A 15,408-nucleotide genomic window follows, 5' to 3' on the forward strand; every position below is an offset into this window, starting at 1 on the left:
CGAGCTCCAGCACCGGGCCTATGGTGAGTCGGTGACACAAGCCGATGTCTTCGAAGGCGAGCGCCACCGGATCACGGGCCTCGCCAGCCGGATCCTCGACGACCGCCACGAGGCGGAGGACATCGTGCAGCTCGCCTGGATCCGCCTGCACGAGAACGCGGCCGGGATCGAGAACGTCCCTGCCTGGCTGACGACCGTGACGACGCGCTTGTGCCTCGACCGCCTGCGGGCGCGGATCCCCGTCCCGGCGGAGCTGCGCGAGGACTCGGCCGTGCAGGACCTGACGGCAGTCGGTCGCTCCGTGCCCGACCCCGAGAGCTCTGCCGAGCAGCGGGACGCGGTCGGTCAGGCGCTCGGGGTGGTGGTCGACCGCCTGACTCCGAACGAGCGTGTTGCGTGGGTGCTGCACGAGACCTTCGCCTTCGAGTTCGACGTGATCGGGGACATCCTCGGGCGGACGCCCGCCGCGGCGCGCAAGCTGGCGTCCCGGGCCCGCGCGAAGCTGGCCGACGCGGACAGCGGCGCGGCCGGCAGCGATCGGCAGGTGGTCGATGCGTTCATGGCAGCGGCGCGGGGGAGCGACCTCGTGCGTCTGCTCTCGCTGCTCGCCCCGGGGGCGAGTGTGCGCGCGGACGCTGCTGCGATCGCCCTGGGGACCCCGGAGCGGATCGACGGTCGGGAGGCGGTCGCGGACTTCTTCGACGGCAGCGCCCGCGCAGCACTCCCGGCACTCGTGCGGGGGCGGCCGGGCGCGGCGTGGTTCCACCACGGGCAGGCGATGGTCGGGTTCGACTTCACCGTCGTGGACGGCGCGGTCGAGGCGATCGTCTTCTGCGCGGAGCCGGAGGTCCTGGCCGGCGTCGTCCGTCTCCAGGCCGCTGGCGACACGCCCGGGGCTGCGGCACCGTGAGCTCGACGGTCACATCCTCGGCGGCTGCGACGTCGATGAGGTGAGGGCCACCGCCGAGGTGGACCCGGAGACGAGGACACGATGAAGACGATGACCTGCCGCGACCTGGGCGGACCCTGCGCGCTCGAGCACCGGGGCACCACCGCGGACGACGTGATCAAGGCCCAGGACCGGCATCTGAAGGACGCGGTCACGGCGGGCGGCCACGCGCACGTCGATGCGCGAGAGGAGATGAAGGGCCGGTGGCGGCACCCGAAGAAGTCGCTCGACTGGTACGCCGGCGTCAAGCGTGCCTTCGCGGAGCTCCCCAGCACGTGACGGGCACGAGTCGGGCCAGCGCCGGTCACGTACCGTCAGCCGCGGCCATCCTGCAGGAACGTGCGCAGTGACGCGTATCGGTACTCCTGGTAGAGCCCGTGGAGCAGCGCGAGGAACGCCGCTGTGCCGAGGCCGATCACGATCGAGGGTGCGGGCTCATCGAGGACCTGCACGGTGATGATGGCGACGCCGGCGCCGGCCACGATGGAGTTCACGGTCGCGATGGCGGTCGCCGTCGTGAAGAACACGCCGATCCACGACGCCCGCCGTCCGATGGGCAGCATCTCGTTCGGTCCGTGGGGTCCGGACGGGCGGGGGAAGTACCTGCCCGCTCCGGGCAGGAGCGTCGCGTACACACCGCGGATCCGCTGGATGGACTCGAGAGCGGCGACGTCCTCGAGGGAGGTCTCGAGGAGCCGTTCGTAGGTGAAGAGCCCGAGCAGGAACACGACCGGGATGATGACCGTCAGGAACGCGAGCGCGTAGTCGGTCCGCGCGAGGAACCCGAAGGCGACGAGTGCGCTGGAGAGCGTCGTGAGGTACAGCGACGCACGGCTGCTGGACTCGCTGACGGTGATGCTGCGTGCCGATTCCAGGACGAAGTGCTCGTTCTGGAGCGCGCTGTAGAACGCCGACGCCCTGTCCGGGAGCGCCTGGACCGCTTCGTCGGCGGTGAGCGTGTGGGGCGCCGTGACCGCCGACGTCCCGGATGGTGGTGCCGGGTCGTGTCCCGCGGTCACCTGGCGCACGGAGAAGAGGTTGCCGAACGGGTCGAGGAGCTGGCAGAGGCGTTCACCGGTGAACACGGTCTTCGGCCCGCGGTGCACGGTGGCGCCGTTGCTCGTCCAGTCGTCGACGACGGCGTCGACGTCCTCGACCGTCCAGTACGGGCTCGTCCCTGCGGGACCGGGCGAGTTCAGGTCGTCCTGCTGGTGCAGCGTCAGTGTCGTGCCGTTCAGGTCGAACGCGACCAGCGCCCCGCCCCGTGTCACCGGGTCGCGCCCGAGCCGCGCCGAGTACCACGTGACCGCGGCCTCGAGGTCGTCCACGAAGAAGAAGACGTTGCCCACGCCGCCGGTCGCGAAACGGTCCGTGCTCGTCGTCACGAGAGCGCGGCCACCCGTCCGTACTCGACGTCGAGCGTGATCGATGGTGCGTCTGGCATGCGAGGGTTCCTCCCGCGACGGGCTCGGCGCCGCTCCTCTCGGACGATAGGGCACCGACGCCAGCTCCGACAGGAGGCACGTGAGGCGCGGTCCGCGCGGTCCGCGCGGTGCCCGGCCGGCGTCAGGACCAGTCGCCGTCCGCCGTGCCGAGGTGCTCGCGTCCCAGATCGGTGATCGGGACCGCCGTGAGGCTGGTCAGCCCGACGCCGAGCAGCGCCGCGCGGGAGACCCCGGACCCGCCGAGGGTGGACATGCCCTCGATGACGGCGCAGAAGTACGCCCCCAACGACGCCGCGTCGGCCGTGTCGTCGATTTCGCCGGCGGCCTGGGCGTCGGCGATGCAGGCGGCGTAGTGATCTCGCATGGCGTCGAACGACGCGGCGACCGTGGCGGCGACCTCGGGGTCCTGCGTCGCCAGTTCGACGGCGGCCTTGGTGAAGAGGGACGGGGGCGACTGGGACGCTCCGTGCTCGACGGCGACCTTCACCAGCTGTGCCCGGATCCTGCCGATCGGGCTGTCCGAACCGTGCCGGATCGACTCGACGGCGTCGACTGCTTCGGCGGCGTCGCTCAGGAACGCCCGCATGAACAGTTCCTTCTTGCCGCCGAAGGCGTTGTACAGGCTCTGTCGCGCCAGGCCGGTCGCCTCGAGCAGGGTGTCGAGCGACGTCCCGGCGTAGCCCGTCTCGGCGAACGCCTTCCGGGCACGGGCGACGACGTCCGCTTCGTCGAACGTCCGGGGTCTCGGCACGGTCGTCCTCCTGGTCTGGTGCGGGGCTGTCGTGCCCATCTTGGCGCAGCCGGTCGACACCCGGTCCAGCGGTGCACCGCTCTCCCGGGTCCCGCGGCGGTCTGGGGTCAGACGATCGAGGCGCCGCCGTCGACGAGGACCTCGCTGCCGGTCATGCCCGAGCTCTGGTCGGAGACCAGGAACAGCACGGCGGCGGCGATCTCCTCGGGCTGGAGCAGCCGGCCGAGCGCGACACCTGCGGCCATCTGTGCGAGGAGCGCGTCGGCGTCGCTCTGCGCGAGGCCCCGGAGGCCCGGGGTCTCGGTCGGACCGGGGACGATCGTGTTGATGCGGATCCCCCGGGGCGCCAGGTCGGCCGCCCAGGTCCGTGTCAGCGCCGCCAGTGCCGCCTTCGAGCCGCCGTAGAGGCCGAAGTCGCGCTCGGTGCCGGATGCCGCCGTCGAGCCGGTGACGACGATCGCAGCGCCCTCGTTCAGCAGGGGCAGGGCGCCCTGGATCGTCAGGGTGGTCCCACGCACGTTCGTCGCGAAGGCGATGTCGATGTCCTCGGCGGTCACCTCGGCGAGCGGCTTGAACTCGCCCAGGCCGGCGTTGACGTGCACGGCGTCGAGTCCGGTGCCGCGGGCTGCGACGGCGGCGAAGAGCGCCTGCACGTCGGCCGGGTCGGAGGCGTCGGCGCGGACCGCGGTCACGGCGTCGCCGAACTCGGCCCGGACGGCGTCGAGCTGCGGCTGCCGGCGGCCGGTGACGACGACGTGCGCGCCTTCGTCGACGAAGCGGCGGACGACCGCCTTGCCGATGCCCGACGTCCCGCCGGTCACGAGTGCGGTCTTGCCGGTGAGTACTGCGTCCATGATGTGCTCCGTTCGCGTAGTGGACTGATTGGTCTCGAACGTACGCTTGCTAGACCGATCAGTCAAGAACGAAGGCAGGACCGAGCGCCGACCCGTGGTCGGGCGACGCACGCCGCTCACACAGCCGGCAGCGGATCCGTCCCGGACGCCAGACCCACGACGAGCCCGTGCACGACCCGGGCAGCACGTGCGGCCGCGTCGTCGAGGTGCTGCCGGAACTCGTCGCCGTCCGGCGCGCACAGGTCGCTGATGCCCCGGACCGACACGAACGGCATCGCGTGGACGTGCGCGAACTGGGCGATCGCCGCCGACTCCATGTCGACCGCGGCGACCGACGGGAAGGCCCGACGGAGGTCACGGGCGCGGCCCTCGGTGACGAAGACCTCGCTCGACCCGATCGGCGCCAGACGGACCACGTCAGCGGTCTGGACGGCGCGCGCCCGGCGGACCAGGTCGGTGTCACCGGTGAACCCGGCGGGCATGCCCGGCACCTGGCCGAGCGCGTAGCCGAAGGCCGTCGCGTCGGCGTTGAGGTTGACGTACCAGTCGCCGATGACGACGTCGCCGAGCTGGACCTCCCGTGCGAGACCGCCGGCGGTCCCGACGCTGATGACCGGGATGCCCGAGCCGAAGTCGTGGAAGGCGTGCGCGACGGCAGCGGTGGCGTTGGTGAAGCCGATCCCGCTCCGGCGGACGGCGACCGTGGAACCGCCGACGTCGAGCAGGTGGTGCTCGTCGTGGCCGCCGGTCGGACCGTGGAGGACCGGCTCGCCGCCGATCAGGTCCGTGAACGCCGCGACTTCTTCGCTCATCGCGGCGATGACGACGGCGACGGGTCGTCCAGGGGAATCCACCGGACGATCCTCCCACAGGGGAGTGCTTCGCCCCGGTGTCGGGCCGGACCCGACGACGAGACGGGAGGCCCGGTACCAGCTGGTACCGGGCCTCCCGTCTCGTCTCTGCTCGCGCTGGGCGTCAGGCCGTGGCGGCCGTCTCGCTCCGCTTCGGGAGCACCCAGTTCGGGCGCACGAAGTGGCACGTGTACCCGTAGGGGTCCTTCTCGAGGTAGTCCTGGTGCTCTTCCTCGGCCTCCCAGAACGGGCCGACCGGGGCGACCTCGGTGACGACCTTGCCCGGCCAGATACCGGAGGCGTCGACGTCCGCGATGGTGTCGAGCGCGACGTCACGCTGCTCGTCCGAGGCGAAGAAGATCGCCGAACGGTAGCTCACGCCCACGTCGTTGCCCTGCCGGTCCTTGGTGGACGGGTCGTGGATCTGGAAGAAGAACTCGAGGAGCTCGCGGTACGAGATCACCGTGGGGTCGAAGACGATCTCGACGGCCTCGGCGTGCGTGCCGTGGTTGCGGTAGGTGGCGTTCGGGACGTCGCCGCCGGAGTACCCGACGCGTGTGCTGATGACGCCCGGGCGTCGGCGGAGCAGCTGCTGTGCTCCCCAGAAACATCCGCCGGCGAGGATCGCGGTCTCGGTGGTGGTCATCGGTACCTCCGTGGTTCGTGACGCTGGCTGCGACAGTACCGGGTGCAACACCGAGGAGCCCCTGCGTGTTCCGCGACGATCCGCGAGCCTGGGACCCAGCGCATCCGACGGTGCGTTCACTGGGGCGGTGAAGGACATCCACTACGCCAGCCGGGCGATCCGGACCACCGACGGCGCCGCTGACGCCGTCATCCGGTACGCCGCCGTGCTCGGGGCGAACCGGAAGACCGACACCGTCGACGTGCCGACCTTCGACGACCACGGACGCCCCGGCGTCGAGACGCTGCTGCTCGGTCCGGCCAGTCTGATCACGCTGAGCAGCGCGGTCGACGACGGCCGCGGCGACGATGTCGACGACGCGGCGTTCATCGAGCACGTGCGACGGCTGGCCGTGCTGGCCGGGCCCGTACGGCCGGTGCACGAAGACCCGGACGCCCAGGCCGGGGGACTCGGCGACTTCGACTGAGGCGAGCCGTCAGCTGAGGCGAGCCGTCAACGCCGCAGGGTGTTCCGCGGGTACTCGCCGTACGCGTTCCGGTAGGCCGCCGAGAACCGGCCGAGGTGCGCGAACCCCCACGCCCGGGCGATCGCCTGCACCGACCCGGTCGTCGGGTCGGTCTGCAGCAGTTCGTGGCGCACCCGTTCGAGGCGCACGTGCTGCAGGTAGCGGAGCGGGGTCATGCCGACGTGGCGCTGGAACGCCTCCTGGGTGGCGCGGACGCTGAGCCCCGCGGCACGGGCGACGTCCGAGACGTTGAGGGGCTCGGCGACGTGTTCGTGCACGAACTCGACCGCAGCCCGCAGCCGCGCCCGACGGGGCAGGAGCACGGCGGGCGGCAGCGCGGTGACGGTCGGCGGGTACATCCGGAGGAACGCCGCTGCGGTCCCGCGGGTGAGGGTGTGCCACAGGAGGCCCTCCACGCCACCGACGCGGAGCTCGCGGGAGAGCAGCGACAGGCTGCCCCGCCACTGCGTCACCGCGGCGGCGTCGAGGGTGCGCAGGTGGTCGATGCCGAGGTCGGGGACCTGTCCGGTGTGGAACAGCTCGTCGGCGACCTCGTGCACCAGTCGGCGGGACATGTGCACCACGCGCTGGTCGTAGTCCTGGTACTCGAAGACGAAGTCGCGGGCGGTCGGGAAGAGCATCGGGACGTCGCCGACCATCGGCACGCGGTCGTGGACGACGTCGGGGATCCCGTCGCCGGCGGTCAGCCACTGCACGATGTAGTCCTCGGACGCCGGGATCAGCCCGCGGATGGAGCCCGAGATCTGCGACCGTCGGAGGGTGACGTCCGCGTCGCCGACAGCGGTGTAGCGGTACGAGAAGGGCCGGCCGGTGCTGTGCGCCGACCAGTGTCGACCCGCGTAGAAGCCGCTGAGGTCCACGACGGCGGCGTCGGGCGACCCACCGGTCGCCTCGAGGCGGACGGTGCTGCGGTCGTCCACTGCGGCGCCACGGTCGGACGCGGTCTCGTCGATCGTGGTCATCCGTGTCCTTCCCGTCCGGGCGCGCAGACAGGACGCACCATCGGAGACCGTACGGATGACGTCGGTCTCTCCGCGAGGGGTTGACTCACGACGTCTGGATGCGCTAATGACTGTGTCCTGCTGGGCATCCCGGGCGGGATGGGGCAAGGTCAGAGGATGCGCACCGAACCCGCCACCGCCTTCCGCGCCGCCCGAGACGTCCTGCTGCACGCCCGCTCCGACAGCGCCGCGGCCCGACGGGACTTCCGCTGGCCCGACGTCGGCGAGACCTTCAACTGGGCGATCGACTGGTTCGACGTCATCGCACAGGACAACGACCGCGACGCGCTCGTGATCGTCGAGGAGGACGGCCGCGAGTCGCACACCACCTACGCCGCGATGTCCGCCCGGTCGGACCGACTGGCGGCGCGGCTGCACGACCTGGGCGTCGGCAAGGGCGACCACGTCCTGCTCATGCTCGACAACCAGCTCGAGCTCTGGGAGTCGATGCTCGCGGTGATGAAGGTCGGCGCCGTGATCCTGCCGACCTCGACCATGCTCGGCGCCGCGGACCTGCAGGACCGGATCGACCGCGGACGGGTGGCGCACGTGGTCACGACGCTCCGCGAGACCCCGAAGTACGCCGACGTCACCGGGGACTTCACGCGCATCGTCGTGGGTGGCAGCGCCGACGGCTGGACGACCTACCCGGACGACCTCGGCGAGCCCGCCCCCGCTGACGAGTGGCGCCCGGAGGTCGTGACCGCGGCCGACGACCCGTGCCTGGTGTACTTCACGTCGGGGACGACCGACAAGCCGAAGATGGTCGTGCACACGCAGACCTCGTACCCGGTCGGGCACCTCACGACGATGTACTGGATCGGCCTGCAGCCGGGCGACGTGCACCTGGCGATCAGCTCGCCGGGCTGGGGCAAGCACGCGTGGAGCTGCTTCTTCGCGCCGTGGATCGCCGAGGCCACCGTCTTCGTGTACAACCAGGAGCGCTTCGACCCGGCCGCCCTGCTGCACCAGCTCGAGCGCGCCGAGGTCACCTCGTTCTGTGCGCCGCCGACCGTGTGGCGTCTGCTCATCCAGGCCGACCTCGGTGCCCGTCCGCGGGCGCTCCGCGAGGTCGTGTCCGCCGGGGAGCCCCTCAACCCCGAGGTGATCCGCCTGGTCGAGGAAGCCTGGGGCAGGACCATCCGTGACGGCTACGGCCAGACCGAGACCACCGCGATCGTCGGCAACGCCCCGGGCGACACCGTCCGTCCCGGTGCGATGGGCCACGGTCTGCCCGGCATCGCGATCGAGCTCCTCGATCCGGTCACGGGCGAGCCGGGCGTCCCCGAGGGTGAGGTCTGTCTCGACCTGACGACCCGGCCCGTCAACCTGATGGCCGGCTACCTCGACGCCCCGGAGCGGACCGACGACGCGCTGCGCGGCGGGTACTTCCACACCGGCGACGTCGCGACCCGGCACGAGGACGGCTCGCTGACCTTCGTCGGCCGCACCGACGACGTCTTCAAGTCGTCCGACTACAAGGTGTCGCCGTTCGAGGTGGAGAGCGCCCTGCTCCAGCACCCCGCCGTCGCCGAGTCCGCGGTCGTGCCGGCACCCCACGAGTCTCGGCTCAACGTCGTCAAGGCGTACGTCACGCTCGCCGCGGGGTGGGAGCCGAGCGCCGAGACAGCGCGGAGCATCCTGGCCCACGCCCGCACGGCGATGCCGGCCTGGCAGCGCGTCCGCCGGCTCGAGTTCGGCGCGCTGCCGAAGACGGTGTCGGGCAAGATCCGCCGGGTCGAACTCCGCGCCCGCGAGCAGGAGGCCGCCGGTGGTCCGCCGGTCGCCGGCGAGTGGCGGGACGACCAGTTCGACGGGCTGCGGACCGGCCGACGCGAGGACTGACCGGGTCGAGGGCTGACCGGGCGTCCATCGGTCCGGCGTACCGTCCGGACCATGACTGATGCACCGAACGGAACCGGCCCGGACGACGTGAGCGACGCGGAGGCGCGACGCACCGAGGAGCTCCCTGACGGGTCCGCCTCGGGGAACGCCACCCAGGACCCCGAGCAGGACAGCGACGTGGACTCCGGCGGCGAGCCGGCGGAGCCCGAGCAGAGCTGACCCACCGCCCTCCAGCGGACAGTGGCCCCCTGCTCCCAGCCGCGCCGGAGTTCGCTGGCATCCGGTTCCTCATCCGTCCTCCGCGGGTGTGTCGGGCCTCCCCGACCGGAAGCGGTGCCCCTGATGCTGTCGCTGATCTACTCCAGCGTCGCGACGGACTCGTTCGACGACGCCGACCTCGCCAGCCTGCTCTCGCAGAGTCGCACCGCCAACGAGCGGAACGACGTGACCGGGATGCTGCTCTTCCGGAACGGCTACTTCCTGCAGCTGCTCGAGGGCCCGGACGCCGCGGTGCGCGCCAAGATGGCCACGATCAAGACCGACCCGCGGCACACGAAGGTGACGATGCTGCTCGAGGACGTCATCGAGGAGCGGCAGTTCCCCCAGTGGACCATGGCCTTCGCGCCGACCTCCGAGACCGACCTGGCGGACGTGCCCGGCTACCGCTCCACGTTCGACGACGTCGAGTCGATCTCGACCGAGACGCCGGCACCGGACGCCGTGCCGTCGAACGCCTCACCGGCGCTCCGTGAGCTGATCCGTTGGTTCCAGACGCGACCGGATCGGTTCCGCACCGCCGGCTGACCGGATCGCAGACGGACGGGAGGCACGTGGCGACCCCGCAACGCGCCTCCCGCACCGGCGGACGGCACCGCAGCGGCACCCGGCCCCCTGAGGAAGGTGTGGTGCGCTGGTAACGTCACACTCTGGCGCGCACGGGGCTCGCCTCGAGGGAGATGCTGCCATGAGTGACACCGACGACTTCATCGCGGCGGCTGCGAAGAAGCTGCACGACGCCATCGATCAGAACACGGTGCTCCCGGCCGAGGGGAAGGACGCTCTGCACGGTCTCGCCGGCAAGGCGGAGGGTGTCGTCCACGCCGTGGCTGACGCCGGCCGTGACGTCGCGGAGACGACGGCGATCGTCGCACTCGAAGCCTCTGACCAAATCCAGCAGCGCTACAAGCGCCGTACCCGGATCGTCAACGCGGTCGGCGCATCGGTCATCGCCGTCCTCCTCGTCGCTCTGGTCAGTGCCCGTCGCCGCCAGAGCTGAACACCCGACTCGACGTCACTGAGCGGTTCCCTCCGCAGGCCACGACTGGGCGGCCTCCTCCGGCGATGACGAGGCGCACCCCGTCAGTCGGCTCAGCCCGCGACGTCGAAGACGACCACCCGCGCGCTCCGCGCCCCGATGTGGTCCGCCACCGGCTGGTGCGCCGGGTGTGGCAGGTAGGCGTCCCGGGCGGCGGCGTCGCGGAAGCGGACGACGAGCGCCCAGTCGAAGCCGCCCTCCAGTCCCTCGGGGCTGACGCTCGGTCCCGAGGCGACGGACACGACGCCGTCGATGGTCGGCAGGTGTTCTGCGACGAGGGCGCTCGCGCGTTCCGGCGCCGTGCCGTCCTCGCCGTCCCAGTCCACGAGCACCACGTGCACGATCTCGGTCATGGTCGTCCTCCCGTCACGTCCCGCACTGACGGCGGGCGACCACCCGAGCCTCCGCCGCCGTGCTGGACGTACCCCGAACCCGCCCGGGGCTGGGTCGTCGCGGACACCTGGCGGCCTAGCGTCCAGGGCACACCACGACGAGAGGAAACACCATGGCAAGTGGAGTCGCAGCAGTCTGGGTCCCGGTCAGCGACATGGAGCGCGCCGTCGCGTTCTACCGCGACACGCTCGGTCTCACGGTGCAGGACCAGTCCGAGGACTGGAGCGAGATCGACGCCGGCGGTCTGATGATCGGCCTCAACGGACGCGAGTCCGCCAGCCAGTCGAGCGACGGCGGCGCGGTCGTCTCGTTCCAGCCGGACGGCAGCATCGAGGACGAGGTCGCTTCGCTCAAGGAGCGCGGTGCGGACATCCAGGGCGAGATCAGCGAGCACCCGTGGGGCAAGATCATCCCCTTCAAGGACTCCGAGGGCAACGACCTGCAGCTGTACTCGCCGCCGCAGGGCTGACGACGGTCACACCGTGCGACGTCGCACGGTCGGACCGCATGACGGGAGGCCCGTGACCATCTGGTCACGGGCCTCCCGTTCGTCGTCAGCGCGGTGCGCGGACCGTCACCGCGTTCAGCGGGCGGTGCGGGCCCCGGCGCGCGGCAGGACGATGCCGAGCAGGATCATCGCGACGGCGAGGACCAGGTGCAGCACGTTGTCGGCGACGTTCAGCGGCACGAAGTTCGCGGCGCTGGACATGCCGGCGGTGAAGAGGCCGTAGATGAAGAGCACGGCGTAGACGATGCCGCCGACGAGCAGGTACTGGCGGGCGAAGCCGTGCGAGCGGGCGGCGAGCAGGCCGACGATACCGAACAGCAGGTGGACGATGTTGTGCAGGACGGACACCTGGAAGATGCCGAGCAGCTTGGCCATCGAGTCGTTGCCGCCGACGGACATGGTGCCCATGTCCATCGTCAGGCCGGGGATGAAGCCGGCGATGCCGACGATGATGAAGACGACGCCGAAGAGCAGCGCGCCCTTCTGGGTGAGCGTCCGGCCGTAACCGTAGTCAGAGCGGGTCGATGCGTTCGCGGTCATGAAGAAACCCTTCGTCAGGAGTCGACGCGGTCGGTTGCCATGCGCCTCGCAGGACATTCGGAGTGGACCAGCAGTCGGTTTGGTGGGAGAACCCAGCAGTACACGAGCGCGGGGTGTCAGGACCGGACGAGGCGTTTGATGGCCAATGTGGCTTCCTGGATCTTCGCCTCGGCCTCGTCGCCGCCCCGGGCGACCGCATCGGTGACGCAGTGGCGCAGGTGGTCCTCGAGCAGCCCCATCGACACCGCCTGCAGGGCCTTCGTCATCGCGGACACCTGGGTGAGGATGTCGATGCAGTACTCCTCGTCCTCGACCATGCGCTGCAGCCCACGGGCCTGGCCCTCGATCCGGCGCAGGCGCTTGCGGTAGTCGTCCTTCGCGGAGATGTAGCCGTGGTGGTGCTCGGTCTCCGCTGGTTCTTCGCTCATCGGGAACAGATCCTCGTCGTCGGCGTTACGGTAGGGGTACCCCCCACGGGTATGCAGCATCGTACCCGTCCACCGGGTGACACGAGGAGGACCGGATGACCGACCAGCAGACCGCGACCTACGCCATCGACGGCATGACGTGCGAACACTGCGTCATGAGCATCGACGAAGCGTTCCGGGAACTGCCGGGCGTCACCGACGTGCAGGTCGACCTGGTCGCCGGCGGCCGCTCCACCGCGACCGTGACGAGCACCGGACCGCTGGACGACACGGCCGTCGACGCCGCGGTCGACGAGGCCGGCTACACCCTGGCGGAGCGCTGACCCCGGTGGCGACGACGACCCCGGCCGCCGCTCCACCGGTCGAGCTCGCGATCGAGGGCATGACGTGCGCCTCGTGCGCGAACCGCATCGAACGCAAGCTCAACAGGATGCCCGGCGTCTCGGCGACCGTGAACTACGCCACCGAGACGGCGACGGTCTCGCTGCCCGACGGCACCCCGGTCGACGACGCCATCGCCACCGTCGAGCAGGCCGGCTACAGCGCGCGCCGGCCCGAGCCCGAGCAGCCCGACGTGGACGCCCTCGCGCCGCTCCGCCGACGTCTGGTCGTGTCCACCGTCCTGGCGGTCCCGGTCGTGGCACTGTCGATGGTGCCGGCGTTCCAGTTCCCGTGGTGGCAGTGGGTCGCGCTCGTGCTCGCCGCCCCGGTGGCGACCTGGGGCGCTTGGCCCTTCCACGGCGCCGCCGCCCGGAACGCCCGGCACGGCACCGCGACGATGGACACCCTCGTCAGCCTCGGCATCGTGGCCGCCGGACTCTGGTCCGTCTGGGCGCTCGTGTTCGGCGGCGCCGGCGGACCCGACATGCACATGACCTTCGCGTTCACCGCACCCCGCGGGGCCGCCCCGGAGCCGTACCTCGAGGTCGCGGCCGCCGTGACCGTGTTCCTGCTCGCCGGCCGGTACGCCGAGGGCCGCGCGAAGACCCGGTCGAGCGCCGCGCTCCGTGCCCTGCTCGCCCTCGGCGCCAGCACCGCCCGGGTGCTCCGCGACGGGCGGGAGGTCGAGGTCCCGGCCGCGTCCCTCCGTGTCGGCGACCGGTTCGTCGTCCGGCCCGGTGAGCGCATCGCCTCCGACGGCACGGTCGTCGACGGCACCAGCGCCGTCGACACGAGCGTCATGACGGGGGAGAGCGTCCCGGTCGAGGTCGGCCCCGGCACCGCCGTGACCGGCGCGACCGTCAACGTCGGCGGCCTGCTCACCGTCGAGGCCGTCCGCGTCGGCGCGGACACCGAGCTCGCCCGGATCGGCAAGCTCGTGACCGAGGCGCAGACCGGCAAGGCCGACGTCCAGCGCCTGGCCGACCGGGTCTCCGGCGTCTTCGTCCCGGTCGTGCTCGGTCTGGCCGCCCTGAGCCTGGTCGGCTGGCTCGTGCTGACCGGGGACGTCGAGGCGGCCCTGACCGCCGCCGTCGCCACCCTGGTGATCGCCTGCCCCTGCGCGCTCGGCCTCGCGACCCCGACCGCGCTCCTGGTCGGGACCGGCCGCGGGTCGCAGCTCGGCATCCTCATCCGCGGTCCCCAGGTCCTGGAGGCCACCCGCCGGATCGACACCGTCCTGCTCGACAAGACCGGCACGGTCACCACCGGCACCATGCGGGTCACCGCGGTCCTGTCCGCCGACGGCGAGGACGCTGACGCCGTCCTCCGTGCCGCGGCCGCCGCCGAGTCCGGGTCGGAGCACCCGATCGCCCGCGCGGTCGTCGCCGCCGGTGCCGTGGGCTCCGCGGGCACGGACCCCGCCGGCACGGACCCCGCCACCCGCACCGAGTCGTTCGCGTCCACCGCCGGACTCGGTGTCCAGGCGCTCGTCGACGGCGTGCTGGTCCTGGTCGGTCGTCCGGTCTGGCTCCGCGACGCGTGGGCCGTCACCATGCCCGAGTCCCTCAGCACCGCGGCGACCGAGGCCGAGACCGCCGGTCGGACCACGGTCGCCGTCGCCTGGGAGGGCCGGGTCCGCGGAGTCGTCGTCGTCGCCGACACCGTCGCACCCGGGGCCGCCGAAGCCGTCCGGCGCCTGCAGGAGCTCGGCCTCGACACCATGCTCCTGACCGGGGACGCCGCCGGGGTCGCGAACAGCGTCGCCGCCGAGGTGGGCATCGACCGTGTCACCGCCGGGGTCCGTCCCGAGGACAAGTACCGCATCGTCACGGAACTGCAGGCCGCCGGTCGGACCGTCGCGATGGTCGGCGACGGGGTGAACGACGCCGCCGCGCTCGCCGCAGCGGACCTGGGCATCGCGATGGGCACCGGCACGGACGCCGCCGTCGAGGCCGCGGACATCACCCTGGTCCGTGCTGACCTCCGGGCTGCGGTGGACGCCGTCCGGCTGTCACGCCGCACCCTCCGCACCATCCGGACGAACCTGTTCTGGGCCTTCGCGTACAACGTCGCGGCGATCCCGCTCGCGATGGCCGGCCTGATGAACCCCGTCATCGCCGGCGCCGCCATGGCGCTGTCGTCGGTCTTCGTGCTGACGAACAGCCTGCGCCTCCGCCGCTTCCGCTCCGTCGACGGGAGCGCACGGTGAGCGGGCACACCGGCGACGTGAGCGGGCACAGCGGCACGACCACGTGGTCGACGGCGGCTCAGGCGACCCTGCACTGCCTGACCGGCTGCGCGATCGGCGAGGTCCTCGGCATGGTCATCGGCACCGCCACCGGGCTGCACAACGCCGGCACCGTGGTGCTGTCGATCGTGCTGGCGTTCGTCTTCGGCTACGCCCTGACCATGCGCGGGGTGCTCCGCTCCGGCCTGTCGCTCGGCGCGGCACTCCGGGTGGCGCTCGCCGCCGACACGGTCTCGATCGCGGTGATGGAGGTCATCGACAACACGGTCGTGGTGGCGATCCCGGGAGCCATGGACGCGCAGCTCGACCAGTGGCTGTTCTGGGGAGCGCTGGCGCTGTCCCTCGCCCTGGCCTTCGTCGTCACGGTCCCGGTCAACCGGGCGCTGATGCGCCGCGGGCTCGGCCACGCGAAGGTGCACGCGCACCACTGAGCGCGCCGACGGGTGCACCACCGGGCACACGACGTGACGGGAGGCCCGGTACCAGCTGGTACCGGGCCTCCCGTCGTGTGGTCAGCGCGTGTGCGCCGTCCGGTCAGGCGTCGGAGTCGCCGTCCGTGGCCGCGTCGTCCGCCGACGCGTCCTCTTCCGGGTTGAAGTGCGAGGCGTCACCGGTGAAGCCGGCGGCCACGCCACCGGGCTCGTTGGGGACGGTCCCGTCGTCGCCGAGACCGTCCGGCTTCGGCGTGCCCTCGGGGTCGTGCGCCGTGGTGTCGTTGCTCATCGTG

At 71.8% G+C, this 15,408-nt stretch carries 21 protein-coding genes; 11 read left to right on the plus strand and 10 right to left on the minus strand.

Annotation, left to right across the window (positions count from 1 at the left end):
* The first annotated feature begins 31 nt into the window (after positions 1–31).
* Together E9228_RS11795 and E9228_RS11800 are read left to right on the plus strand one after the other, a co-directional pair.
* The gene (locus tag E9228_RS11795) at positions 32–910 is read left to right on the plus strand and encodes a sigma-70 family RNA polymerase sigma factor (RefSeq protein WP_166780723.1); all 879 of its coding nucleotides are present in this window, start codon (positions 32–34) and stop codon (positions 908–910) included.
* A gap of 81 nt (positions 911–991) precedes the next feature.
* Positions 992–1,228 carry a DUF1059 domain-containing protein gene (locus E9228_RS11800; RefSeq protein WP_166780724.1) on the plus strand — a complete coding sequence of 79 codons (237 nt, stop codon included), beginning with the start codon at positions 992–994 and terminating at the stop codon, positions 1,226–1,228.
* 35 nt (positions 1,229–1,263) lie between these two features.
* On the opposite strand, the gene E9228_RS11805 is transcribed toward E9228_RS11800, so the two are convergent.
* The 5 genes from E9228_RS11805 to msrA form a co-directional block, all read right to left on the minus strand.
* The gene (locus E9228_RS11805; RefSeq protein WP_166780725.1) at positions 1,264–2,334 is read right to left on the minus strand and encodes a VOC family protein; all 1,071 of its coding nucleotides are present in this window, start codon (positions 2,332–2,334) and stop codon (positions 1,264–1,266) included.
* A gap of 181 nt (positions 2,335–2,515) precedes the next feature.
* Positions 2,516–3,145 carry a TetR family transcriptional regulator C-terminal domain-containing protein gene (locus tag E9228_RS11810; RefSeq protein ID WP_166780726.1) on the minus strand — a complete coding sequence of 210 codons (630 nt, stop codon included), beginning with the start codon at positions 3,143–3,145 and terminating at the stop codon, positions 2,516–2,518.
* 107 nt (positions 3,146–3,252) lie between these two features.
* Entirely contained in the window at positions 3,253–3,999 is a 747-nt protein-coding gene (locus E9228_RS11815; protein WP_166780727.1) for an SDR family NAD(P)-dependent oxidoreductase, read from the minus strand.
* 116 nt (positions 4,000–4,115) lie between these two features.
* Complete coding sequence (gene mtnN / locus E9228_RS11820) at positions 4,116–4,853, minus strand: 5'-methylthioadenosine/S-adenosylhomocysteine nucleosidase (RefSeq protein WP_166780728.1); 738 nt, start codon at positions 4,851–4,853, stop codon at positions 4,116–4,118.
* 121 nt (positions 4,854–4,974) lie between these two features.
* The gene (gene msrA / locus E9228_RS11825; protein ID WP_166780729.1) at positions 4,975–5,496 is read right to left on the minus strand and encodes a peptide-methionine (S)-S-oxide reductase MsrA; all 522 of its coding nucleotides are present in this window, start codon (positions 5,494–5,496) and stop codon (positions 4,975–4,977) included.
* A 127-nt stretch (positions 5,497–5,623) separates the two neighbouring features.
* Here msrA and E9228_RS11830 point away from each other — a divergent pair, with 127 nt between their 5' ends.
* Complete coding sequence (locus E9228_RS11830; protein WP_166780730.1) at positions 5,624–5,962, plus strand: hypothetical protein; 339 nt, start codon at positions 5,624–5,626, stop codon at positions 5,960–5,962.
* A gap of 26 nt (positions 5,963–5,988) precedes the next feature.
* On the opposite strand, the gene E9228_RS11835 is transcribed toward E9228_RS11830, so the two are convergent.
* Positions 5,989–6,984, minus strand: a complete 996-nt coding sequence (locus E9228_RS11835) for an AraC family transcriptional regulator (RefSeq protein ID WP_166780731.1) — start codon at positions 6,982–6,984, stop codon at positions 5,989–5,991.
* A gap of 156 nt (positions 6,985–7,140) precedes the next feature.
* Between E9228_RS11835 and E9228_RS11840 the strand changes: the two genes are divergently transcribed.
* The 4 genes from E9228_RS11840 (at position 7,141) to E9228_RS11855 (ending at position 10,144) form a co-directional block, all read left to right on the plus strand.
* Entirely contained in the window at positions 7,141–8,868 is a 1,728-nt protein-coding gene (locus E9228_RS11840) for an AMP-binding protein (protein ID WP_166780732.1), read from the plus strand.
* A 51-nt stretch (positions 8,869–8,919) separates the two neighbouring features.
* Positions 8,920–9,087, plus strand: a complete 168-nt coding sequence (locus E9228_RS11845; RefSeq protein WP_166780733.1) for a hypothetical protein — start codon at positions 8,920–8,922, stop codon at positions 9,085–9,087.
* Between the two features lie 123 nt (positions 9,088–9,210).
* Positions 9,211–9,672: a BLUF domain-containing protein gene (locus tag E9228_RS11850; RefSeq protein ID WP_166780734.1), complete on the plus strand. Its 462-nt coding sequence runs from the start codon at positions 9,211–9,213 to the stop codon at positions 9,670–9,672.
* Between the two features lie 160 nt (positions 9,673–9,832).
* Positions 9,833–10,144 (plus strand): hypothetical protein, encoded by a 312-nt coding sequence (locus tag E9228_RS11855; protein WP_166780735.1) that lies wholly within the window; start codon positions 9,833–9,835, stop codon positions 10,142–10,144.
* A gap of 92 nt (positions 10,145–10,236) precedes the next feature.
* Here the strand turns inward: E9228_RS11855 and E9228_RS11860 are convergent, their stop codons facing one another.
* The gene (locus tag E9228_RS11860) at positions 10,237–10,536 is read right to left on the minus strand and encodes a Dabb family protein (protein WP_166780736.1); all 300 of its coding nucleotides are present in this window, start codon (positions 10,534–10,536) and stop codon (positions 10,237–10,239) included.
* 152 nt (positions 10,537–10,688) lie between these two features.
* Here E9228_RS11860 and E9228_RS11865 point away from each other — a divergent pair, with 152 nt between their 5' ends.
* Entirely contained in the window at positions 10,689–11,045 is a 357-nt protein-coding gene (locus E9228_RS11865) for a VOC family protein (protein ID WP_166780737.1), read from the plus strand.
* A 114-nt stretch (positions 11,046–11,159) separates the two neighbouring features.
* Here the strand turns inward: E9228_RS11865 and E9228_RS11870 are convergent, their stop codons facing one another.
* The gene (locus E9228_RS11870) at positions 11,160–11,624 is read right to left on the minus strand and encodes a DUF4383 domain-containing protein (RefSeq protein ID WP_166780738.1); all 465 of its coding nucleotides are present in this window, start codon (positions 11,622–11,624) and stop codon (positions 11,160–11,162) included.
* A 116-nt stretch (positions 11,625–11,740) separates the two neighbouring features.
* Positions 11,741–12,052, minus strand: a complete 312-nt coding sequence (locus E9228_RS11875) for a metal-sensitive transcriptional regulator (RefSeq protein ID WP_166780739.1) — start codon at positions 12,050–12,052, stop codon at positions 11,741–11,743.
* Between the two features lie 95 nt (positions 12,053–12,147).
* Here E9228_RS11875 and E9228_RS11880 point away from each other — a divergent pair, with 95 nt between their 5' ends.
* The 3 genes from E9228_RS11880 to E9228_RS11890 are packed head-to-tail and all read left to right on the plus strand — an operon-like array spanning position 12,148 to position 15,112.
* The gene (locus tag E9228_RS11880; protein WP_166780740.1) at positions 12,148–12,375 is read left to right on the plus strand and encodes a heavy-metal-associated domain-containing protein; all 228 of its coding nucleotides are present in this window, start codon (positions 12,148–12,150) and stop codon (positions 12,373–12,375) included.
* Positions 12,376–12,380: 5 nt separating this feature from the next.
* On the plus strand, positions 12,381–14,642 hold the full coding sequence (locus E9228_RS11885) for a heavy metal translocating P-type ATPase (RefSeq protein ID WP_341849871.1): 2,262 nt from the start codon (positions 12,381–12,383) through the stop codon (positions 14,640–14,642).
* Positions 14,639–15,112, plus strand: coding sequence for a DUF4396 domain-containing protein (locus E9228_RS11890; protein ID WP_166780741.1), 474 nt, complete (start codon positions 14,639–14,641; stop codon positions 15,110–15,112). Before E9228_RS11885 ends, E9228_RS11890 begins: the two co-directional genes overlap by 4 nt.
* A 103-nt stretch (positions 15,113–15,215) precedes the next feature.
* On the opposite strand, the gene E9228_RS11895 is transcribed toward E9228_RS11890, so the two are convergent.
* Positions 15,216–15,404, minus strand: coding sequence for a hypothetical protein (locus tag E9228_RS11895; protein ID WP_166780742.1), 189 nt, complete (start codon positions 15,402–15,404; stop codon positions 15,216–15,218).
* Between the last annotated feature and the right edge of the window lie 4 nt (positions 15,405–15,408).

This window comes from Curtobacterium salicis (assembly GCF_011759505.1).
Taxonomy (GTDB): domain Bacteria; phylum Actinomycetota; class Actinomycetes; order Actinomycetales; family Microbacteriaceae; genus Curtobacterium; species Curtobacterium salicis.